The sequence below is a fragment of the Streptomyces panacea genome (genome assembly GCF_040560175.1).
Classification (GTDB): Bacteria; Actinomycetota; Actinomycetes; order Streptomycetales; family Streptomycetaceae; genus Streptomyces; species Streptomyces panacea.
Window position 1 is genome coordinate 1 of sequence record NZ_JARJHW010000122.1, and the last position, 21,896, is coordinate 21,896.

Sequence of the window (21,896 nt, forward strand, 5' to 3'; positions counted from 1 at the left end):
CTGCGCCGACTGCTTGTCCGCGGCATCGCTCTTGAGCTGTTCCCACTCGTCCCATGCCAATGTGCTGAACCCTCCCCCGTACGACGACGGTCCAGGCGGACCCGTTCGCTCCGTGCACGCTAGCAACTTGCGTGCAGGTGGAAACCACCCGAGGGAAATAGGCGCAACTTGCTCACATCCAGGGTTCCTCCGCGGTGCCCGCCTTCCGCGCCGGTCCCACCACGTCCCCGGGGTCGTCCAACCACGCCCTCTGTCGCCCCCGCCCCGTCACCGTCAGCCCGAAACGGGTCAGTTCCGGGCGGCCCCGGGCCTCCCACCAGGACCGCGCCGACGTGATCTCGTCCCAGAGGTGGCGGGCGCCCCACTGGCGCACCGCGTCCGGGGCGTCCCAGGAGTCGTAACGGACCGACGCCCACGAGCCGTTGCCGTCCGAGAGTGCGATCCCGTCCCGGGTGTGGACGCAGCTCACGTCCGGGACGCGGAGTCCGATCGTGAACCTCACGTCCACATTCGACAGCGCCAGGTCCGGGGAGATCGCGGACGGGCCCGAGCGGTCGGGGGCCGTGCGGGGGAGGGTGACGGCGGGTGGGCGGTGGGCGCGCATCCACATGAAGTTGACGCTCGTCACGAAGCGGCCGTACGACGGGCCGCCGGGCTCGCCGGTCACCAGGCGCAGCAGGCCGTCGTTGGCGTACGGGGTGCCCCACGGCGTCACGATCGTGCCGCCCGGCCGGGTCTGGGTGAGCCAGGCGCGGGGGACGCGGCGGATCGCCGCCGCCGAGTGGATGTGGTCGTACGGCACGTCGGACGGCCAGCCCACGAGGCCGTCGCCCACCACCACGCGCGCGGGCACCAGCCCGGCGGCCTTCACGCGGTCCGCCGCCTCCGAGGCGACGTTGGGGTCGACCTCCACCGTCGTGACGGACTCGCGGCCGAGTCGGGCCGCCAGCAGGCCACTTGTCCAGCCCGTGCCCGTACCGATGTCGAGCACGCGGGCGCCGTCGACGACATCCAGATGCCGCAGCATCGTCGCCACCAGCGAGGGTTTGGAGGTGGACGAGGTGGGGACGCCGGGGCCGTCGTGGGCGCCGTCGTCCAGTTGCGTGACGATCACCTCGTCGGCGTCGACCAGCGCCCACCACGTATCGGGCTCCACGGACCGGGAGACCCGTCGGTAGCCGGTGGGGATTCCGGCGTCCGGCGCCCATACGGACTCGGGCACGAACACCGGGCGCGGGGCGCGCGCGAACGCCCCCCGCCACCCTTCCGCCAACGCGCCGGACAGGGTCAGGCCGGCCAGCAAACGCTCGTAGCCGTCGCGCACTTCTTCGGGGTCTCCCTCGGTCGTGGGACCGGCCGACTGCGCTCGGTCACCAAAACGGGTATACCCACTTCGCTCCGTAACCAGAGGGGCGTACGGAAGCACGCCCGCCCCGGACGCCACGCACCGGCGCGTGAAACGGGAGAAGGGTCGCGACTCGTCAAGGAGTCGCGACCCTTTCCCACGCCCTGCTGATCAGGCCCGGGCATGAGCCCCGGCCATCAGCCCCGCCCATCAGCCCCGCCCATCAGTCCCGGCCCATCAGCCCCAGGTGATCAGTCGCTTCGGCTGTTCCAGCACCGCCGCGACATCCGCCAGCACCTTGGAGCCCAACTCGCCGTCCACCAGCCGGTGGTCGAACGACAGCGCCAGCGTGGTGACCTGACGGGGCTTCACCTTGCCCTTGTGGACCCATGGTTGGAGCTTGATCGCGCCGACCGCCAGGATCGCGGACTCGCCCGGGTTGAGGATCGGGGTGCCCGTGTCGACGCCGAAGACGCCGACGTTCGTGATGGTCACCGTGCCACCCTGCATGGCCGCCGGGGTCGTCTTGCCCTCGCGGGCCGTGGACACCAACTCGCCCAGGGACTGGGCCAGTTGCGGCAGGGTCTTGTCGTGCGCGTCCTTGATGTTCGGGACGAGCAGACCGCGCGGCGTCGCCGCCGCGATGCCGAGGTTGACGTAGTGCTTGAGCACGATCTCCTGGGCGGCCTCGTCCCAGGTCGCGTTGACCTCCGGGTGGCGCTTGATGGCCACCAGCAGCGCCTTGGCGATGAGCAGCAGCGGGTTGACCCGTACGCCCGCCATGTCCTTGTCGGACTTGAGCTCGTCCACCAGCTTCATCGTGCGCGTCACGTCGACCGTCACGAACTCCGTGACGTGCGGCGCGGTGAACGCGCTGCCCACCATCGCCGCCGCCGTGGCCTTCCGTACGCCCTTCACGGGGATACGGGTCTCCCGGCCGACGTGCGCGACCGGTGCGACCGCCGGAGCGGGCGCGGCGGCCGAGACCGGCGGCGCGGGCGCCTCGGTTGCCGCGGGAGCCGCCGTCGCCGCGTGGACGTCCTCGCGCGTGATGATCCCGTCCGGGCCCGACGGCGTGATCGTCGCCAGGTCCACGCCGAGGTCCTTGGCGAGCTTGCGCACCGGCGGCTTCGCCAGCGGGCGCGACAGCCCCCCGGTGGACAGCCCCTCGGTGGACGATGCCTCGGTCGACAGCCCCCCGGTCGACAGCCTCTCAGCGGCCGGCCCCCCGGCAGCGGGAGCCGGCGCCGCCTGCCCGTTCATCTCCGCCTGGATCGCCCCGGCCGCGGCTCCCTGCTCGGGGACCGCCGCCGCCCCCCTGCGCGGACGCCGCTTCGTGGACGCCTCCGAGACGCCGTAGCCCACGAGCACCGGCTGGCGCCCCTTCGGCGCGGCGGCCTCGGGCGCCGCCTGGGCGGCGGGCGCGGAGACCGGCTCCGCGGCGGGAGCGTCGCTCCCCGGCGCCACGTCCACCGTGATGATCGACGCCCCGACATCGACGGTCGTGCCCTCGTCGAAGCGCAGCGCGTGCACCACCCCGTCGTAGGGGATGGGCAGTTCGACGGCGGCCTTCGCCGTCTCCACCTCGCACACCACCTGGCCGTCGACGACGGTGTCGCCCGGCTGTACGTACCACTTGAGGATCTCGGCCTCGGTGAGTCCTTCGCCCACGTCGGGCATCTTGAACTCTCGATAGCGGGTAGAAGTGTCAGCAGTCATGGTCACGGCACTCCTCAGTACGCGAGCGAGCGGTCGACGGCGTCGAGCACTCGGTCCAGGCCCGGAAGGTACTCCTCCTCCAGGCGCGCCGGCGGATACGGGGCGTGGAAGCCGCCGACCCGCAGCACCGGCGCCTCCAGGTGGTAGAAGGAGCGCTCCGTGATCCGGGCGGCGATCTCCGCGCCGGAGCCGTAGAACACCGGTGCCTCGTGGACCACGACCAGCCGGCGCGTCTTCTCCACCGACGTCTGGATCGTGTCGAAGTCGATCGGGGACATCGAGCGGAGATCGAGGACCTCCACCGACTTGCCCTCCTCGGCGGCGGCGGCCGCCGCCTCCAGGCAGACCTTCACCATCGGGCCGTACGCCGCGAGCGTCAGGTCCGTGCCGGTCCGGGTGACCCGGGCCTTGTGCAGCGGGCCCGGGATGGCCTCGGTGTCGACCTCGCCCTTGTCCCAGTAGCGCCGCTTGGGCTCGAAGAAGATGACCGGGTCGTCGCTCTGGATGGCCTGCTGCATCATCCAGTAGGCGTCCGCGGACGTCGAAGGGGAGACGATCTTCAACCCCGCCACGTGCGCGAACAGCGCCTCCGGCGACTCCGAGTGGTGCTCGACGGCGCCGATGCCGCCGCCGTACGGAATGCGGATGACGACCGGCATCTTGATCTTGCCGAGCGCGCGGGCGTGCATCTTGGCGAGCTGTGTGACGATCTGGTCGTACGCGGGGAAGACGAAACCGTCGAACTGGATCTCCACGACGGGCCGGTAGCCGCGCAGCGCGAGGCCGATCGCCGTACCGACGATGCCCGACTCGGCGAGCGGGGTGTCGATGACCCGGTCCTCGCCGAAGTCCTTCTGGAGTCCGTCGGTGACCCGGAAGACGCCGCCGAGCTTGCCGACGTCCTCGCCCATGATCAGGACCTTGGGGTCGGTGTCGAGGGCGAGGCGCAGCGACTCGTTGATCGCCTTCGCGAGGGGGAGTTTCTGTACGGCCATGGCTACTTGCCCTCCTCGGCGACAGCGGCGGAACCGTCGGCGGCGGAGTCGGCGAACGACGCCTGGTACGCCGCGAACTGCGCCCGCTCCTCGTCCACGAGCGCGTGCCCGTCCGCGTAGACATGATCGAAGATCGCCATGTGGTCCGGGTCGGGCATCGCCCGCACCGCCTCACGCACCCGCTTGCCGAGCGCCTCGCTCTCCTCCTCCAGAGCCGCGAAGAACGCCTCGTCGGCGGCCGACTCCCGCTCCAGATACGCGCGCAGCCGCAGAATCGGGTCCTTCGCCTCCCACGCCTCGCGCTCCTCGTCCGCCCGGTACTTCGTCGGGTCGTCGGAGGTGGTGTGCGCGCCCATGCGGTAGGTGAACGCCTCGACGAGCATCGGGCCCTGGCCGGTGCGGGCGCGCTCCAGCGCGGCGCGCGTCACGGCCAGACAGGCCAGTACGTCGTTGCCGTCGACCCGGACGCCGGGGAAGCCGAAGCCCTGCGCGCGCTGGTAGAGCGGCACACGCATCTGCTTCTCGGTCGGCTCCGAGATGGCCCACTGGTTGTTCTGGCAGAAGAAGACCACCGGCGCGTTGTAGACGGCCGAGAAGGTGAACGATTCCGCCACGTCGCCCTGGCTGGAGGCGCCGTCGCCGAAGTAGGCGATGACGGCCGAGTCGGCGCCGTCCTTGGCCACGCCCATCGCGTAGCCGGTGGCGTGCAGCGTCTGCGAGCCGATGACGATCGTGTAGAGGTGGAAGTTGTTGGTCTTCGGGTCCCAGCCGCCGTGGTTCACACCGCGGAACATGCCGAGCAGGTTGGTCGGGTCGACGCCCCGGCACCAGGCGACGCCGTGCTCCCGGTAGGTCGGGAAGACGTAGTCGTCGTCGCGCAGGGCGCGTCCCGAGCCGATCTGGGCGGCCTCCTGGCCGAGCAGCGAGGCCCACAGGCCCAGCTCGCCCTGGCGTTGCAGGGACGTGGCCTCGGCGTCGAAACGGCGCGTGAGGACCATGTCGCGGTACAGCCCGCGCAGGGATTCGGGGGTGATGTCGGCTACGTAGCCGTCGTACTCGGCGTTCTTGACGCGTTCGCCCTCGGGCGTCAGCAGCTGTACGAGCTGGGGCTCGGAAGCCTTCGGCTGCGGCGCCGTCTTGGCGCCGGCGCGCTTGGTGCCGCTGCTACGTCGCGGCTTTCGCGCGGCGGCAGTGCTCTCCACGGTCACGTGCGTGCTCCTCCGTCGGTCCGGTCCCCGGGATCCGCCGGGAACCAGTGCGGCTCGCCTGCTTCCGGACGCGTGCACGGGGTGGGTGCGGCCCGGCCGGGACAGGCGTGACAGGTGCCCCGGCGAGCGCCCTGTCACAGGCACGTTACCCAGTGAGTCGCATTCCTGCGAAACCCCTGTTGACCTGCGATTTTGATTGGATTTCCAAGTAAATCGCAAAAGTAGGGGACAACCACTGGTCACAGCCTTGCAGGCCGCCGGAACAACGGCACGTTATCCCGGCGGCCCACGACGGGGATAGGGGGAAGTGTGTTTGACTGATCTCGTGCCTGAAAAGGGAAAAATCACCGTATTTCTGCTGGACGACCACGAGGTCGTCAGGCGGGGCGTCCATGAGCTGCTCGCCGTCGAGGACGACATCGAGGTCGTGGGCGAGGCCGGTACGGCCGCGGACGCGCTGACCCGGATCCCGGCGACCCGGCCCGACGTCGCGGTGCTGGACGTACGGCTGCCGGACGGCAGCGGGGTCGAGGTCTGCCGGGAGATCCGCTCCAGGGACGAGGGCATCAAGTGCCTGATGCTCACCTCGTTCTCCGACGACGAGGCGCTGTTCGACGCGATCATGGCCGGCGCGTCGGGTTACGTGCTCAAGGCGATCCGCGGCGACGAACTGCTCACCGCCGTACGGGACGTGGCGGCGGGCCGGTCCCTGCTGGACCCGGTCGCGACGGCGCGGGTGCTCCAGCGGCTGCGCGAGGGCAACACCCCCAAGAGCGACGACAAGCTCGCGAACCTCACCGACCAGGAGCGCAAGATCCTGGACCTCATCGGCGAGGGCCTGACCAACCGCGTGATCGGCGAGCGGCTGCATCTCGCCGAGAAGACGATCAAGAATTACGTCTCCAGCCTGCTCTCCAAACTGGGGATGGAGCGCCGCTCGCAGGCCGCCGCGTACGTGGCGAGAATCCAGGCCGAACAGCGCTGAGCGGGCCCCCGGGCCGGCCCGGGCGGCGCCGGCCGAACCAGGTCGGGCAGCGCCGAAACCTGTCGAAGGGCCTTACCCCGCCCGGGTTTCCCGACGGTCCGGCAGGGACCAAGGTCCCCTTGATCCGGGGCGGGCTGCCCTGTTCCGTGGACGATCGGTGACAGAGAGTGGATGGCATGTCCACCGATGATCTGCGCGCGATGGAGCTGCTCACCCGAGTCCGGTACGGGCGGGTGGCCACGAGCATGCGGGCGATGCCCTTCGTGGCGCCCGCCCGGCACATCGTCAAGGACAGGAGCGTCGTCCTGCGGATGCACCGCGGGATGGGCTACCACCGCGCGTGCAGCGGCAGCGTGGTCGCGTACGGCGCCGACAACTTCACCTCCGGCGAGCCCGATCTCTGGTCGGTCCAGTTCACCGGCACCGCGAGCATGATCAGGCCGACGGCGGACGAGCTGGCGCTCTTCGGACCGGGTCCGCACCGCGTCGACGGCGAACCGTTCGAGCCCGTCTACATGAGCCTGACGCCCCAGTTCGTCACCGTGCACGTCCTTGAGTACGCGATCGAGCAATCGCCCGGGCACACCACCCGGCAGGCACCTGAGCAGCCGCCCGTCCAGCCGCCCGAGCTGAGTGGCAGCGGAGGGCGACACGATCGACACGCTGCGTGATCTATCATTTGAAGGGTGCCGCGCTCATCTGTAACAACTGCGACGATGCCCTATGCCGCGACCGCTCCCCCCGTGGTGGACCTGCCCTTCGGCCTGCTGCCGCTCGGTGAACTGCTCCGCCGCTACAAATACGGCGGAGATCCACTGGCCTGCCAACCGGTCGCCCAGGGGCTGCTGAACCGGGGCTACCGGCTCATCACCACCCACGGCACCTACTTCCTCAAGCACCACCTCGACGGCGACCGCGAGTCCATCGCCCGCCAGCACCGCGCCACCCGCCGGCTCCAGGAGCTGGGCATCCCCGTCGTAGCGCCCGTTCGGGACACCGAGGGCGGCACCGTCGCCGTGGTCGGCGGACACTGCTACGCCCTGCACCCCTGGATCGACGGCCGCCACCGCACCGGCGCCCAGCTGACGCTCCTCGCGTCACAGCGGCTCGGGTCGCTCCTCGGAGCCGTACACACCTGTCTGGAACAGGTCATGGGGTCGGCGACGGACCGGTTCGCGTACGAAGGCGCTTACGACAGCGCCGCCCCCGCCGACACCTTCGCGCTCATCGACGAGTTACTCGCGCTCGCCCGCGGGCGCACCCCGCGCGACGGCTTCGACTCGCTCGCCGAACACCGGCTCCGCGAGCGCCGGGACCTCGTGGAGCGGCACGCCCACCACCGACCGCCGCCGGGTGCCGAGACGGCCACCGGGTGGGTGCACGGCGACTTCCACCCGCTGAACCTGTTCTACCGGGGCACGGAGCCCGTCGCGATCGTCGACTGGGACCGGCTGTCCGTCCAGCCCCGCGCCGAGGAGGCGGTCCGGGCGGCGGCGATCTTCTTCGTACGGCCGTCGGGGGAGCTGGACCTGGTGAAAGTACGGGCGTACGCGCGCGCCTACCGGCTCGCGTCCGGGGCCGGCGCCGCCGAACTGGCCGCCGCCGTCCACCGGGTGTGGTGGGAGCGGCTGAACGACTTCTGGATACTGCGCTGGCGCTACCAGCTGGACGACCGAAGGGCCGACCCGCAGTTCCCTGCGGTGTCGGCCCTGGCGGTGTGGTGGACGCGGAGGTACGAGGAGGTGTGCGAAGCGTTCGCGGGGTGATCAGCCCGGGTTTCCGGCGCCCTCCGCGGTGCCCTCGACGACTCCGCCGCCCCCGGCGCCGCCCGGCGTTCCGGTGTTGCCCGTGGTGACGCCCTCGTCCGCGCCGCCGTCCACGCCGCCCTGGTCGCCCGACGGCGTCGGATCCGACGACGGTTCCCCGCTGTCGCCCTCCGTCGCGCCCTCGTCGTCACCAGGATCGGTGGACGACGGGGGGTCCGACGGCTTGTCCGACTCCGACGGCTCCTCGCTCGGGGTGTCGTCCGTCGGGTAGTCCGGCTGCTGGTGGCCGCCCGTCGAGGTGTCCTGGTCGTCGTCGGTGGGTGTGGACTCCTCGTCCGACTTCGACGGCTTCTCGCTCGGGGTGGTGGACGGGCTCTGCGAGGTCTTCTCGTCCTGCTTGTTCCCGCTGTCCGTGCCGGCCATGTTGTTCACCGCGTACGCGGCGCCCGCCAGGATCGCGACCACGGCGAACAGCGCGAACAGCCACATCTTGCCGCGCCCGCCACGCCCGTCGCCGTGGTGGCCGCCGTCGTAACCGCCGTCGTTCGGGTTCTGCGGCGGCAGCATCGGACGCTGCGCGGTGTCACCGTGCGGCGGGTGACCGAGCGCGGTCGTCGCGGCGACGCCCATCGCCGGGGTGCCGCCCTCGTGCATGTCGACGGGGCCGGTGTTCCAGGTGCCCGTGTGGCTGCCCTGCTGCTGGAGCATCTGCATGCCGTACTGGACGAGGCCGCGCATCTCCTCGGCGCTCTGGAACCGGTCGTCCGGGTCCTTCGCGAGCGAGCGCATGACGAGCCCGTCCAGCTCCGGCGGCACCACGTCCGAGACCTCGGACGGCGGCACGGGGATGTCCTGGACGTGCTGGTACACGACGGAGAGCGGCGTCTCGCCGGTGAACGGCGGGCGCAGCGACAGGAGTTCGTAGAGCAGACAGCCCGTGGCGTACAGGTCGGACCGGTGGTCGACGGCCTTGCCGAGCGCCTGCTCGGGGGAGAGGTACTGCGGCGTGCCCATGACCATGCCGGTCTGGGTCATCGTCGACTGCGCGCCGTGCAGGGCGCGCGCGATGCCGAAGTCCATCACCTTGACCGCGCCGCCGTGCGTGATGATCACGTTCGCGGGCTTGATGTCGCGGTGCACGATGCCGTGCTGGTGCGAGTACGCCAGCGCCTCCAGCACACCGGAGACGATGATCAACGCCTGTTCCGGCGGCGGTGCTTCGGCGTTGAGCAGCAGATCGCGGATCGTGCGGCCCTCGACCAGTTCCATGACGATGTACGGAACGGTCTGGCCGCCCACGACATCCTCACCGGAGTCGTACACCGCCACCACGGCGTGGTGGTTGAGACCGGCCACCGACTGGGCCTCGCGGGTGAAGCGGGCCTTGGAGACCGGGTCCTCGGCGAGGTCGGACCGCAGCAGCTTGACGGCCACGGTGCGGCCGAGCCGGACGTCCTCCGCCGCGTACACCTCCGCCATACCGCCCCGGCCGAGGCGGTACGTCATCCGGTAGCGGCCGTCTCCGACCAGCCCGCCGACGCCCCATGAGTCAGCGGCATCAGGCACTCCGCCGCCGCCTGCTTCGGGTTCGGGTGCCATCAGTCCTCGCCGTCGTTTCTGTCCGCCTGCCGCACGCGTGCGCGGGATCGCGGTGGTGCACTGGGATGGATGGAAGATACGGGGTCCAGGAGTCGGTACGAACCCTGGATGGTCCTGTGCCGGTCACGCTACAGCCTTCGCGCGGCAGGCCAATTGGAGATTGACCGGCAATCAAACCCGCTCCTGCTCCACGCACGCAAATTCATGCTTTTCCTGTAACGCTTCCGAGACGCTTGTTGTGCGTAGGGTCACGGATCGGGCACCCGGCTTGACGTGTCACTGCCCTGCGGCAGACTTGGCCCGTAAATACGGGATCAACGGGATCACGCGAGCACGGATCAGCGCGAAGCCACTGACATCACCGCGTCGCCGCGCCGAGGGGGAAGCACAGTCATGAGCCACGACGGCCCACAGGGCCGCTACGCGGGCGGTTCCGTCGCGGGCGGCCGGTACCAGCTTCGTGACCTGCTCGGCGAGGGCGGCATGGCGTCCGTCTACCTCGCGTACGACGCGGCGCTCGACCGCCAGGTCGCGATCAAGACGCTCCACACCGAACTCGGCCGCGAGCAGTCCTTCCGTGAGCGCTTCCGCCGCGAGGCACAGGCCGTCGCGAAGCTGTCGCACACCAACATCGTCTCGGTCTTCGACACGGGTGAGGACGAGCTGGACGGCTCGCTCATGCCGTACATCGTCATGGAGTACGTGGAGGGGCAGCCGCTCGGCTCCGTGCTCCAGACGGACATCCAGCAGTACGGCGCGATGCCCGCCGACCGCGCGCTGAAGGTGACGGCGGACGTGCTCGCCGCGCTGGAGACCAGCCACGAGATGGGCCTGGTGCACCGCGACATCAAGCCCGGCAACGTGATGATGACCAAGCGCGGCGTCGTGAAGGTGATGGACTTCGGCATCGCGCGGGCCATGCAGTCCGGTGTCACGTCGATGACGCAGACCGGCATGGTCGTCGGAACGCCGCAGTACCTCTCCCCCGAGCAGGCGCTGGGGCGCGGTGTCGACGCCCGCTCCGACCTGTACTCGGTCGGCATCATGCTCTTCCAGCTGCTGACGGGCCGGCTGCCCTTCGAGGCGGACTCGCCGCTGGCGATCGCGTACGCGCACGTGCAGGAGGAGCCGGTCGCCCCCTCCTCCATCAACCGCTCCATCACTCCCGCGATGGACGCGCTCGTCGCGCGGGCGCTGAAGAAGAACCCGAACGAGCGGTTCCCGAGCGCCGCCGCGATGCGCGACGAGTGCGCGCGGGTGCTTCCGCAGGGCCACACCGGCGCGCCGGTGATCGTGCAGGGCGCCCCGTCGGCGAGCGGCGCGGGCGTGGGCTCGGCCGTCTTCCCGCCGGTCGACCAGGGAATGCCGACGCCGCAGGGCGGCGTGCAGACGCCGTACCAGCCGGGGGCGTACGGCCCGCCGACACCGGCCATGCAGACGCCGCCTCCGACGTACGGCTACCCGCAGCAGCACAACCAGGGCTACCAGACCCCGGCGCCCTCGTACTCGATGTCGCCGCAGCAGCCGATGGGGCCCGGACAAGGGGGCTACGGCGGTGCCGGTAACGGTGGCGGCGGCAAGCGGAACACGCCGGTCGTCATCGGGTCGATCGTGGTCGCCATCGCGGCGATCGGCGGCCTGACCTTCGCGCTCACGCAGGGCGACGACGACAGCGACAAGGGTTCGGACACCAAGCCCACCGGCTCGGCGGTCGCGGGCCACCGGCCGCCGGAGCGCTACCGGACGATCGAGCCCGACAAGTGCTCGGACGCCTACGAGGACGGCGTGGATCCGAAGAAGGTCACGGCGCCCGACCTCCGCTACAAGGACATCCTCTCGGTGAAGGACTGCCTGACGGCGGCGGGCTGGACCTGGGCCGACGTCAAGGAAGTGGACGACGGCACCCAGGCCGAGGGCATCGTCGTGGAGCAGTACCCACGCCAGGGCGCGGCTGTGCTGCCCAAGGACACGGAATTCGAGCTGAAGATCTCCACGGGCAACGCCCCCTGACCGCCCGCTCGGGGCATCCGCCACGCGTGACATAAAGCATTCGAGCATTCACTCCCCGTGAGACAGCGTGCCCGCATCAATCGCTCACCGGGGGAGGGCGTTCGTGATGGAGGGCGGCAGCGTGATCAGATCGTGCGGTGATCGCTCGATCACCAACCCGTACTACTAGGCCGTGTCTGACAAATGGCGCCGTCCGCACGCAGGGCGGGGCTCACGGCGTCTGGTGCGGTGCATCGCAAGGCGGAGGGTCGGCCTCGTACCGGGCGTACTCGGCCGAGTTCGACAACGCGGCGAGGTGCCGCCCGCCGCGGCAGCGGCTGATGTCACTGCGGCGTCGCGGGCCAGGCGGGACTTTGAAGACACGACCCAGGAACCGCGCCGGTCGCCCGCACGCGGGACCGGCCGTCCGCTTCTCGTGAAGACCGCCCGGCACACAGCGTGTGCCGGGCGTCTCACTGTCCGGCGGACCGGCGTCAACTCCCCGCCGAATGCCGCAGGGTCGAGATGCCGCTTCTGTCACCACATGTGACGCTGAGTCGGTGATGTCACGGCTCCACGCACGACTCCCCACCTCCCGCGCGGTCGCGATCGCGCTCGTTTCCGTGGTGCTGGCCGCGCCCCTCGCGGGCGCCGAGGAGCGCGAGCCCCCGCACGCCGATCCCTCGCCTTCCCCGAGCGCCACCTCCTCGCTGGCGGGGAATCAGGCCGGGCAGGGACGGCCGCGGCCGGGGCGGACGACCGCGAGCCCCACGGCTTCGGAGTCGGGGGCCCCCGACGAGTCCGTGGCGGCCACGCGTCCCTCGCTGTCGCCGAGCGCGAGTGCAAGTGCGAGCGCGAGCGGAAGTGCGAGCGGAAGACTGTCGTCCGGTTCCGCTTCGCCGACCCCCCGCCGCCCCGGGTCGAGCTCCGCCGAGCCGAAGAGGGAGAGGAAGAGGGACCGGAAGACCGAACGCGAGCGGGAGCCGGAGCGGTGGTACGAGGATGACGCAGACGACGAAGAACTCCTGTCGGACGACTCCGAAGCCTCCGCGGACGCGCCCTTTTCGCCCCGTACGCCCCCTCGGGACGCCACCGCGCAGGAGCGGAACAGCCGGACCGTCGCCCAGCCGGCCGCCCGCGCCGCCCCCGCGCTGACCCTCGGCATCGGCATGGCGCTCATGGGCCTCGGCATCGGATTTCTGGGCGTACGGCTCCGCCGACACTGACTCCCACACCCCCGCACCCACCCTCGCGCACCACCTCTGAGCTGCACCTTCACCGCCCTCGTACATCTCGCGTCACCCTTACCTCCTCCTTACGACTGACGGGCGCCGTCCCCCTCAAGGCCCTTGCCGTGAGCCCCATACTCGGTATACATACTCAGTATGTCGATCCGCCACGGCCTTCTGGCCCTCCTCGAACCGGGACCCCGCTACGGCTCTCAGCTCCGTACGGAGTTCGAATCCCGCACAGGCGCCACCTGGCCCCTGAACGTCGGCCAGGTCTATACGACGCTCAACCGTCTGGAGCGCGACGGCATGGTCGTCCAGGACGGTGAGGACGAAGCCGGCCACTCGCTGTACGTGATCACGGACGCCGGTCGCGAGGAGCTGCGGAACTGGTTCCGGTCACCGGTCGACCGACGCAGTCCGCCGCGCGACGAACTCGCCATAAAGCTCGCGATGGCCGTCGGCGCACCCGGGATCGACATCCGGGAAGTGATCCAGTCGCAGCGCCACCACACGGTCCAGGCGATGCAGGACTACACCCGGCTCAAGGCCCAGGCCACCGAGGTCTCCCCGGACAACCGCGACGACGTGGCATGGCTGCTCGTCCTCGAACAGCTCATCTTCCAGACCGAGGCCGAGGCGCGCTGGCTCGACCACTGCGAGGCCAGGCTCGTCCGGCTCTCGCTGATGGCCGCGCAGAAGGAGAAGAAGCGGCTGAAGGACGAGGCGGAGAGCACCGCACCGCCTCCGGGGGAGAAGCCGGCGCCCGCCTCCCGGGCCGGCCTCGGCCGCTCCAAGAGGCGCTGACCCCGAGGTCCGCACCGCTTCACGCCAACACCGCTTCACGCGCGCACCGCCCGCACCGCCCCACCCACCTACGCACCACATCCGTTCTCTAGGGGGACCCACCCATGCCTGACCAGGCACCGCATCCCGTACTCCAACTCAGGGACCTGACCCGCGTCCACGGCAGTGGCGCCACCGAGGTCCACGCCCTGCGCGGGATCAACCTCGACGTCTTCCCCGGCGAACTCGTCGCCGTCATGGGCCCGTCCGGCTCGGGCAAGTCCACGCTGCTCACCATCGCCGGCGGCCTCGACATCCCCACGTCGGGCCAGGTGATAGTCGAGAACACCGACCTCACCACCGCCGGCCGTAAGCAGATCGCCGCGCTGCGCCGCCGCAGCATCGGCTACGTCTTCCAGGACTACAACCTCATCCCGGCCCTCACCGCCGCCGAGAACGTCGCCCTCCCCCGCGAGCTCGACGGCACATCGGCCCGCAAGGCCCGCCGCGAGGCCGTCGCCGCGCTGCGCGAGATGGACCTCGACCAGCTCGCCGACCGCTTCCCGGACGAGATGTCCGGCGGCCAGCAGCAGCGCGTGGCCATCGCCCGCGCGCTCGTCGGCGACCGCCGTCTCGTCCTCGCCGACGAGCCCACCGGCGCTCTCGACTCCGAGACCGGCGAGTCCGTGCTCGCCCTGCTGCGCAGCCGCTGCGACGCGGGCGCGGCCGGCGTCCTGGTCACGCACGAGCCGCGCTTCGCGGCCTGGGCCGACCGTGTGGTCTTCCTCCGGGACGGCGCCGTCGTCGACCAGACGATCCGCAGCCAGGCCGACTCGCTCCTCACGGGCCAGGCGGCCGAGCGGTGAAGAACTGGTACCACTCGTGGCGCGCCGCGATCCGCATAGCCCGCCGTGACGCCTGGCGTTTCAAGGGCCGCAGCTTCCTCGTCCTCGCCATGCTCGCCCTGCCGATCATCGGTGTGAGCGCCGCCGATCTGACAATACACAGCGCGGAACTCTCCACCGCCCAGACGCTCGACCGCGAGCTGGGTAGCGCCGACGCCCGTGTCCAGGACCCGCGTCTCGGCGGCGTCCCGGTCATGCAGAACCCCAAGGGGGACAACTACCAGCCGGTCAAGACCTACGACGCCGACGAGGTGTGGCCGGAAGGCGAGACGGACCTCGCGTCGACCGTCCCGGCGAACGCGAAATCCCTCGTCGACTCGGAGGGCATGGCCAAGCTCAAGACCACGCACGGCCTGCTCAGCACCTCCGTCCGGGAGCTGAAGGCGGCGGACCCGATGGCCGAGGGCATCATGGTCCTCGACCGCGGCCGGTTCCCCCAGAAACCCGAAGAGGTCGCCGCGACCACCGAGTTCCTGGAGAGCAGCGGTCTGTACGTCGGTTCGAAACTGACGGCGCGCGGACTCGGCACCACCTACCGGATCGTCGGCGCGTACGAGCTGCCGGACTCCCTGGACACCCTCCAGGTCAACGCCCTTCCCGGCGCTCTGCTGGCCCCGCTGGACAAGGCGCTGAGCGCCGCCGAGCTGCCGGGCACCGAGACGACCAGCACCTATCTGACCGTCGTCCCCGGCGACGCCGGTTTCACGTGGAACATGGTCGAGGAGACCAACGCCAAGGGCGCCACGGTCGTGTCGCGGGCGGTCGTGCTCAACCCGCCGGCCGACTCGGACGTACCGATGTACGAGAAGGAGGGCGTGCCCGAGAGCATCGGCAGCTCCGGCGCCGCCACCCGGCTCGCCGTCCTCAGCACCGTCGTCGGCCTCGTGATGCTGGAGATCTGCCTGCTGGCAGGCCCCGCGTTCGCCGTCGGCGCCCGCCGCTCCCGCCGCCAGCTCGGCCTGGTCGGCGCCAACGGCGGCGACAGGAAGCACATCAGGGCCATCGTCCTCAGCGGCGGCCTCGTGATCGGCGTGGTCGCCGCCGTCGTCGGTACGGTGCTGGGTATCGGCCTGACCTTCGCGCTCCAACCGGTCCTTGAGGACTTCCTGGGCCAGCGCTTCGGGAACTTCGACCTGCGGCCGCTGGAACTGATCGGGATCGCGCTGCTCGCGGTCGTCACCGGCCTGCTGGCCGCGATCGTGCCCGCCGTGACCGCGTCCCGGCAGACCGTCGTCGCCTCGCTCACCGGGCGCCGTGGCATCCGGAAGTCCAGCAGGGTGCTGCCGATCGTGGGCCTGAGCGCCGTCGTACTCGGCGCGGGCATCGCGCTGTACGGCTCGACGGTCTCCGACCAGGCCGCGATCGTCGGCGGTGGCAGCGCCCTCGCCGAGCTGGGTCTGGTGGCGCTGACGCCCGCCCTGGTGGGCTTCTTCGGCCGGATCGGCCGCTGGCTGCCCCTCTCACCGCGGCTCGCGCTGCGGGACGCCGTACGGAACAGGGGCCGTACGGCTCCGGCGGTCGCGGCGGTGCTGGCGGCCGTCGCGGGCACGGTGGCCGTGGCGACGTACACGGCCAGCTCGGACGCCCAGGCCGAGGCCGGGTACGAGCCACAGCTGCCGTACGGCACGGTCGCGATCCTGTCCCCCGATTCCGCCGTGGACGTCCCTGTGATCCGGGACGACGTGCAGAAGCTGCTGCCGACGGACCTGCGGGCCGATGTGGACCGTGTCGTGGTCGGCAAGAAGAGCTGCTCCTCCTACGGAGGCGACGACTGCGGACGGTACGAGATCGTCCTGCCCAAGGCGCACGAGTGCCCGCTGTGGTCGTACGACAGTACGGGCGAGGACCCCTCGGAGAAGTTCTCCGACGCCGAGCGCCGCAAGCTCGCCACGGACTGGCGCTGCGTCCAGGACGACTACGGGATCGGCGACACCGGCGGTCAGATCCTGATCGGTGACGACAAACTGCTCAAGGTGCTGAAGATCAGCGATCCGGACGCGAGCGAGGCACTGGCGAACGGGCGGGCGGTCTCCTTCAACAACAAGAACATCCAACCCGCCGACGCCGACGGCAAGGGTGGCGCCGACAAGGGCGGCGCGCGCGGCGGCGCGGTGTCTCCCAAGAACGCCGTGGCTCCCAAGGCGGGGGCGAACGGCACCGTCGACGTCCGCCTCATCTCCGCCGCCCAGGTGAACGAGGCGGATGTCGCGACCACGAAGGGCGAGGAGCCGCCCGGCACCGTCAAATCCATCCCCACCCACCAGTTCTCCGGCGACCAGAAGGCGTACGGCGTCACGATGATCGTGCCCCCGGACGTGGCGGAGAAGGCGGGCTTCACGACCGTCCCGTTCGGTTCCTTCTTCACGACCGAGCGGCTGCCGAGCGACTCGCAGGAACAGAAGCTCAACAGTGAGCTGGCCAAGACCGGCAGCGATTCCATGCTCACCATCGAGAAGGGCTTCACCCCCGAGAACAGCACCACGCTGCTGGCACTCGCCGTCTTCGCGGGGCTGATCACCATCGGCGCCGCCGGTATCGCCACGGGTCTCGCCCAGGCGGACGCCGAGCCCGACCTCAAGACACTCGCCGCCGTCGGGGCGCCGCCCCGGGTCCGCAAGGCCCTGAGCGGTTTCCAGTGCGGGGTGGTGGCCGCGATGGGTGTCGTACTCGGCTCGGCGTCGGGGATCCTGCCCGCCATCGGGCTCCGCTTCACCGAACGCCGCGCCGAGGATCTTTCGTACGAGCGGATGCTGGACGCGGGATTCTCCGGCGGAGAGCAGGCCACGGCACCCTTCGTGCCGGTGGTCATCCCGTGGGAGACGCTGGGCCTGCTGCTCGTCGTGGTCCCGCTCGGCGCGGCGGTACTGGCCGCGCTGGTCACCCGCTCGCGAGGCGCGCTGGCGCGCCGGGCGGCGATCTGACACCGGCCGGATCGGGCGGACGGGGCCCGGGGGAGGGCGGATCGCTCTCCCCCGGGCCCCACCGCGCGTCGGCACACAGGTGCGAGACAATGAACATATGGAAATGCCGAGGAACGAACGGTCGCAGGAGAGCAACCCCCACGTCCTCGTGGTGGGACAGGACGGGATGGCGCTCGGCGGCGGACACGGGGACGACGAGCCGCGCGAGATCCCGGTGACGGAGATGGTCGAGCAGCCGGCGAAGGTCATGCGCATCGGCAGCATGATCAAGCAGCTGCTCGAAGAGGTGCGGGCGGCTCCTCTGGACGAGGCGAGCCGGGTACGGCTCAAGGAGATCCACGCCGGTTCGGTGAAGGAGCTCGAAGACGGGCTCGCCCCCGAACTCGTCGACGAGTTGGAGCGGCTCTCGCTCCCCTTCACCGACGAGGCCATTCCCTCGGAGGCCGAACTGCGCATCGCGCAGGCCCAGTTGGTGGGCTGGCTGGAGGGTCTTTTCCACGGGATCCAGACAGCTCTGTTCGCCCAGCAGATGGCGGCACGGGCGCAGTTGGAGCAGATGCGCCGGGCGCTGCCGCCCGGTGCGTCGCACGAGGACGAGGACGGCGAGGACCCGGGCGGCCACGGCGCGATCCGGTCGGGGCCGTATCTCTGAAATCTCCGGCACCTGAAAGGTCCGGTTGCTAAGTTGATCAAGATCAGCCAAAGCAGCCGAACGACCGACAAGGTGACGCACTTGAGCGAAAAGGCACAAAGCGGAGAAGCGAATCCCGTAAGCCGTCGCACGCTTCTCAGAACCGGCACAGGAATAGTCGCCGCCGCCGCAAGCGGCGGCTTTTCCTTGCTCTCGGCCCCGGCCGCGAGCGCGGTCGTCCCCGCGTAGCAGCACTTCGTGCTCGGCGGCGCCGGGGGCGATCCCGTCCTGCGGCAACAGCTCCACCAGCCCTACTGGGCGATGCAGTCGTTCGCCTACGACCACGTCCACGGGCACATCTACTTCGTGCAGACCAAGCCCGGGAGCAAGACCGGCGACCTCTGGATGACCAGGACCGACCTGTCGGGCAACGTGCTGGGAGCCATGGCGCTCCACTCGTTCGACCACGGATCGTCGATGGGGATCGAGCCCGACACGGCGCCCAACAGTCACAAGATCGCCCGTTTCAAGTATCTCGACGACGGTCTCATCGACTACTTCAACCACCAGGGCAGGTCGCGAGGCCGGAGATCGTGCCGGTCGTGTCGATCGATACCGGTCGCGTCCGGTTCGTGCGTCCGGTCGGTCTTCGCGGGCCGCGAAGACCGACCGGACACGACCCGGCTCCGGCCCTGCTCCCGCTACGGGCGCAGCAGCAGGATCTTGCCGATGTGTTCGCCCGCCTCCAGCGCGCGATGCGCCTCGGCCGCGTCCGACATCGGGAACGTACGGTCCACGATGGGCCGCACCTGCCCGGCGCCGATCAGCGGCCAGACGTGCTCCCGTACGGCGGCGACGATCGACGCCTTCTCACCGAGCGGACGCCCTCGCAGCGACGTCGCGGTGATCGCGGCGCGCTTGCCCAGGAGCGCGGCCAGGTTGAGTTCACCCTTTATGCCGCCCTGGAGACCGATCACGGCGAGCCGCCCGTTGACGGCCAGGGCCTTCACATTGCGGTCGAGATACTTCGCGCCGACGATGTCGAGGATGACGTCCGCGCCCGCCCCGTCCGTGGCCTTCTTCAGCTCATCGACGAAGTCCTGTTCCCGGTAGTCGATCAGGATGTCCGCGCCCAACTCGGCGCAGCGCGCCAGCTTCTCGGGCCCGCCCGCCGTGACGGCGACCCGCGCGCCAACCGACTTCGCGAGCTGGATCGCCATCGTGCCGATACCACTCGCGCCGCCGTGCGCCAACAGCGTCTCGCCGGGCCGCAGATGGGCGATCATGAAGACGTTCGACCAGACGGTGCAGGTCACTTCGGGAAGTACGGCGGCCGTCGCCAGGTCCAGGCCGTCGGGTACGGGGAGCAGTTGGCCCACGGGGACGGCGACCTTCTCCGCGTAACCACCGCCCGAGAGCAGGGCGCAGACCTCGTCGCCGACCGACCAGCCCGACGCCTCGGTGCCGGGGCCGAGCGCGGCGACGCGGCCCGCGCACTCCAGACCGGGGTACGCGGACGAGCCCGGCGGCGGATCGTAGAAGCCCTGGCGTTGCAGCAGATCGGCACGGTTGACCGCGCTCGCCACGACGTCGACGAGGACTTCGCCCTCGGCGAGTACGGGATCGGGCACTTCGGCCCAGACGAGTGCCTCGGGGCCACCGGGTTCCGGAATCGTGATCGCATACATGGTCGGGAGGCTACCCCCCGGTCCCGTCCGCAGTACCGATACCGGACTCGGGCTGGAAGGGGGGTGGCCGGCCGGGTCAGTCCGCCTTGTTCTGCTCCGGGCCGGGATCCGCCCGCACGATCGTGATCAGCCGGTCGGTGAGCTGGAGCGGGCTGGCCGCCGGGTCGTCGTACCCCAGCAGCCGGTGCCCACGCAGGACACTGACGATCAGGTCGTCCGTCTCCCGTACGCTGCGCCCCACCTCGGCCTTTATCACCGGCCGTTCGATGAGGTCGAGGCCGCTGCCCTGCTGGATCAGATCCTCCATCACCGTGCCCGCGACGGGGCTGAGCACGGAGAGACCGAGCAGCCGGCCCGCCGCGCTGGCGCTGGTGATCACGGCGTCCGCGCCGGACTGGCGCAACAGCGGCGCGTTCTCCTCCTCACGCACGGCCGCGACGATCTTCGCCCCGCGGTTGAGCTGCCGCGCGGTCAGCGCGACCAGCACCGCCGTGTCGTCGCGCTGAGTGGCGATCACGATCTGCCGCGCCCGCTGGAGTTCGGCCCGTAGCAGCACATCGCTACGGGTCGCGTCGCCGATGACACCCACGAATCCGTCCGCGTTGGCCGCCTCGATCACCTTCGCGCTCGGGTCGACGATGACGATCTGGTCCTTCTTGAGCCCGGTGGCGCAGAGGGTCTGCATCGCCGACCGGCCCTTGGTACCGAAGCCGACAATGATCGTGTGGTCACGCAAGTTGGACCTCCAGCGGTTCAGCCGCCACTCCTCCCGGGTGCGCTCCGTGAGGACCTCAAGAGTGGTGCCGACCAGGATGATCAGGAAGAGCACGCGCAGCGGCGTGACCAGCACGACATTGATGAGCCGGGCCGCGTCGCTGTACGGGACGATATCGCCGTAACCCGTGGTGGAGAGGGTGACGGTGGCGTAGTAGACGGAGTCGAGCAGGTCGACCGAGTCGTCGGAGTTGTCGTGGTAGCCGGTGCGGTCGATCCAGACGATGAAGACCGTCGTCGCCAGCACCCCGAGCGCCATCAGCAGCCGCTTGCTGACCTGCCGCAGCGGCCGGTCGACGATCCGGCGCGGCAGCTTCACCCGGCTGGTGACCAGGTGTTCGTCGGCATGACGCGCCATCGCGTCCTGGCCGGGAAGTTTCACGTGAAACACCCGTCGTCGATGGAGGCGGTGGCGTCGGCCCAGGCGGCCCAGGGCAGGTCGAGGACTTCCAGCTCGTCCCCCGGCCGCGCGCCGCCGGGCGGCACGACCGCGAGTCCGTCGGCGACGGCGATACCGCGCAGCATGGCGGGCCCGTTGTAGCGCAGCGGCACGAGCCGGTCGTCACGGTGGACGAAGGGCACGAGCCGGGTGTCGTACGGGTGGCCGTGCACCTCGTCCCGTACGGGCGCGTGGTACGCGGGCCGGTCCGCCCGCCCGCCGAGTGCCCGCAGCAGCGGTTCGGCGAGGGTCAGCAGCCCGGAGACGGCGGCGAGCGGATTGCCGGGGAGGCCCACCAGATGGCGGCCGGAGGCGAGCCTGGCCAGCAGCATGGGGTGGCCGGGGCGTACGGCGACGCCGTCCACGAGCAGTTCGGCGCCCGCCGTGGCGAGTACGGGGTGGACATGGTCGACGGGGCCGGCGGCCGTACCGCCCGTGGTGAGGACCAGATCGGCATCGGACTCGGTGACCGCCCGGTGCAGGGCGTGGGCGTCGTCGGCGACCCGGCGGGTGTCGATGACATCGGCGCCGAGTGCGCGCAGCCAGGGCGCGATCATCGGGCCGAGCGCGTCGCGGATGAGGCCGTCGCGGGGGAGTCCGCGGACGAGCAGTTCGTCGCCGAGGACCAGGACGTCGACGGTCGGGCGGCGGGCGGTGAGCAGTTCGTCGTAGCCGGCGGCGGCGGCCAGACCGAGCACCGCCGGGGTCACCACGGCGCCGGCGGGCAGGAGTTGGTCGCCGGAGCGGCACTCCTGGGCACGTGGACGGATGTCCTGGCCGTGGACGACCGCGCGTTCGGCGTGGAGGCGGCCGGAGGTGTCCGTGCGGGCGTGCTCGCTGCGGATCACGGCGGTGGTGTCGGGCGGGACACGGGCGCCCGTGGCGATCCGCACCGCTGTGCCGTCGGGGAGCGGGGT

General features: G+C 70.7%; 17 protein-coding genes. 9 read left to right on the forward strand and 8 right to left on the reverse strand.

Annotated elements, in window-relative coordinates; translation table 11 throughout:
• Nucleotides 1-172: 172 nt before the first annotated feature.
• The 4 genes from P3L51_RS24780 to pdhA all read right to left on the reverse strand — a co-directional run bounded on the left by P3L51_RS24780 (nt 173) and on the right by pdhA (nt 5,267).
• Nucleotides 173-1,324, reverse strand: a complete 1,152-nt coding sequence (locus P3L51_RS24780) for a methyltransferase domain-containing protein (RefSeq protein WP_354607491.1) — start codon at nt 1,322-1,324, stop codon at nt 173-175.
• 258 nt (nt 1,325-1,582) lie between these two features.
• Nucleotides 1,583-3,064 (reverse strand): dihydrolipoamide acetyltransferase family protein, encoded by a 1,482-nt coding sequence (locus tag P3L51_RS24785; protein ID WP_354607492.1) that lies wholly within the window; start codon nt 3,062-3,064, stop codon nt 1,583-1,585.
• Nucleotides 3,065-3,078: 14 nt separating this feature from the next.
• Nucleotides 3,079-4,059, reverse strand: coding sequence for an alpha-ketoacid dehydrogenase subunit beta (locus P3L51_RS24790; protein WP_354607493.1), 981 nt, complete (start codon nt 4,057-4,059; stop codon nt 3,079-3,081).
• A 2-nt stretch (nt 4,060-4,061) separates the two neighbouring features.
• The gene (gene pdhA, locus P3L51_RS24795; protein WP_354607494.1) at nt 4,062-5,267 is read right to left on the reverse strand and encodes a pyruvate dehydrogenase (acetyl-transferring) E1 component subunit alpha; all 1,206 of its coding nucleotides are present in this window, start codon (nt 5,265-5,267) and stop codon (nt 4,062-4,064) included.
• A 325-nt stretch (nt 5,268-5,592) separates the two neighbouring features.
• Here pdhA and P3L51_RS24800 point away from each other — a divergent pair, with 325 nt between their 5' ends.
• From P3L51_RS24800 to P3L51_RS24810, 3 genes are all read left to right on the forward strand, one after another.
• Nucleotides 5,593-6,252 (forward strand): response regulator, encoded by a 660-nt coding sequence (locus P3L51_RS24800; RefSeq protein ID WP_354607495.1) that lies wholly within the window; start codon nt 5,593-5,595, stop codon nt 6,250-6,252.
• 176 nt (nt 6,253-6,428) lie between these two features.
• On the forward strand, nt 6,429-6,923 hold the full coding sequence (locus P3L51_RS24805; protein ID WP_354607496.1) for a pyridoxamine 5'-phosphate oxidase family protein: 495 nt from the start codon (nt 6,429-6,431) through the stop codon (nt 6,921-6,923).
• Between the two features lie 15 nt (nt 6,924-6,938).
• A complete protein-coding gene (locus P3L51_RS24810) occupies nt 6,939-8,018 on the forward strand; it encodes a phosphotransferase (RefSeq protein WP_435594520.1) in 1,080 nt (359 codons plus the stop codon).
• On the opposite strand, the gene P3L51_RS24815 is transcribed toward P3L51_RS24810, so the two are convergent.
• On the reverse strand, nt 8,019-9,617 hold the full coding sequence (locus P3L51_RS24815; RefSeq protein ID WP_354607498.1) for a protein kinase domain-containing protein: 1,599 nt from the start codon (nt 9,615-9,617) through the stop codon (nt 8,019-8,021).
• A 393-nt stretch (nt 9,618-10,010) separates the two neighbouring features.
• Between P3L51_RS24815 and P3L51_RS24820 the strand changes: the two genes are divergently transcribed.
• The 6 genes from P3L51_RS24820 (at nt 10,011) to P3L51_RS24845 (ending at nt 18,099) form a co-directional block, all read left to right on the forward strand.
• The gene (locus P3L51_RS24820) at nt 10,011-11,627 is read left to right on the forward strand and encodes a protein kinase domain-containing protein (protein ID WP_354607499.1); all 1,617 of its coding nucleotides are present in this window, start codon (nt 10,011-10,013) and stop codon (nt 11,625-11,627) included.
• 542 nt (nt 11,628-12,169) lie between these two features.
• Nucleotides 12,170-12,832 carry a hypothetical protein gene (locus P3L51_RS24825; RefSeq protein ID WP_354607500.1) on the forward strand — a complete coding sequence of 221 codons (663 nt, stop codon included), beginning with the start codon at nt 12,170-12,172 and terminating at the stop codon, nt 12,830-12,832.
• A gap of 159 nt (nt 12,833-12,991) precedes the next feature.
• Complete coding sequence (locus P3L51_RS24830) at nt 12,992-13,642, forward strand: PadR family transcriptional regulator (RefSeq protein ID WP_354607501.1); 651 nt, start codon at nt 12,992-12,994, stop codon at nt 13,640-13,642.
• Between the two features lie 104 nt (nt 13,643-13,746).
• On the forward strand, nt 13,747-14,487 hold the full coding sequence (locus P3L51_RS24835) for an ABC transporter ATP-binding protein (protein WP_354607502.1): 741 nt from the start codon (nt 13,747-13,749) through the stop codon (nt 14,485-14,487).
• Entirely contained in the window at nt 14,484-17,447 is a 2,964-nt protein-coding gene (locus P3L51_RS24840) for an FtsX-like permease family protein (RefSeq protein WP_354607503.1), read from the forward strand. The genes P3L51_RS24835 and P3L51_RS24840 overlap by 4 nt, the downstream gene beginning before the upstream one ends.
• A gap of 97 nt (nt 17,448-17,544) precedes the next feature.
• Complete coding sequence (locus P3L51_RS24845; RefSeq protein ID WP_354607504.1) at nt 17,545-18,099, forward strand: bacterial proteasome activator family protein; 555 nt, start codon at nt 17,545-17,547, stop codon at nt 18,097-18,099.
• A 680-nt stretch (nt 18,100-18,779) separates the two neighbouring features.
• On the opposite strand, the gene P3L51_RS24850 is transcribed toward P3L51_RS24845, so the two are convergent.
• From P3L51_RS24850 to P3L51_RS24860, 3 genes are all read right to left on the reverse strand, one after another.
• Nucleotides 18,780-19,766, reverse strand: coding sequence for an NAD(P)H-quinone oxidoreductase (locus P3L51_RS24850; protein ID WP_354607505.1), 987 nt, complete (start codon nt 19,764-19,766; stop codon nt 18,780-18,782).
• 76 nt (nt 19,767-19,842) lie between these two features.
• A complete protein-coding gene (locus P3L51_RS24855) occupies nt 19,843-20,898 on the reverse strand; it encodes a potassium channel family protein (protein ID WP_354607507.1) in 1,056 nt (351 codons plus the stop codon).
• Between the two features lie 20 nt (nt 20,899-20,918).
• Nucleotides 20,919-21,896: molybdopterin molybdotransferase MoeA (locus P3L51_RS24860; RefSeq protein WP_354607506.1), on the reverse strand; the 978-nt coding region annotated here is incomplete at its 5' end.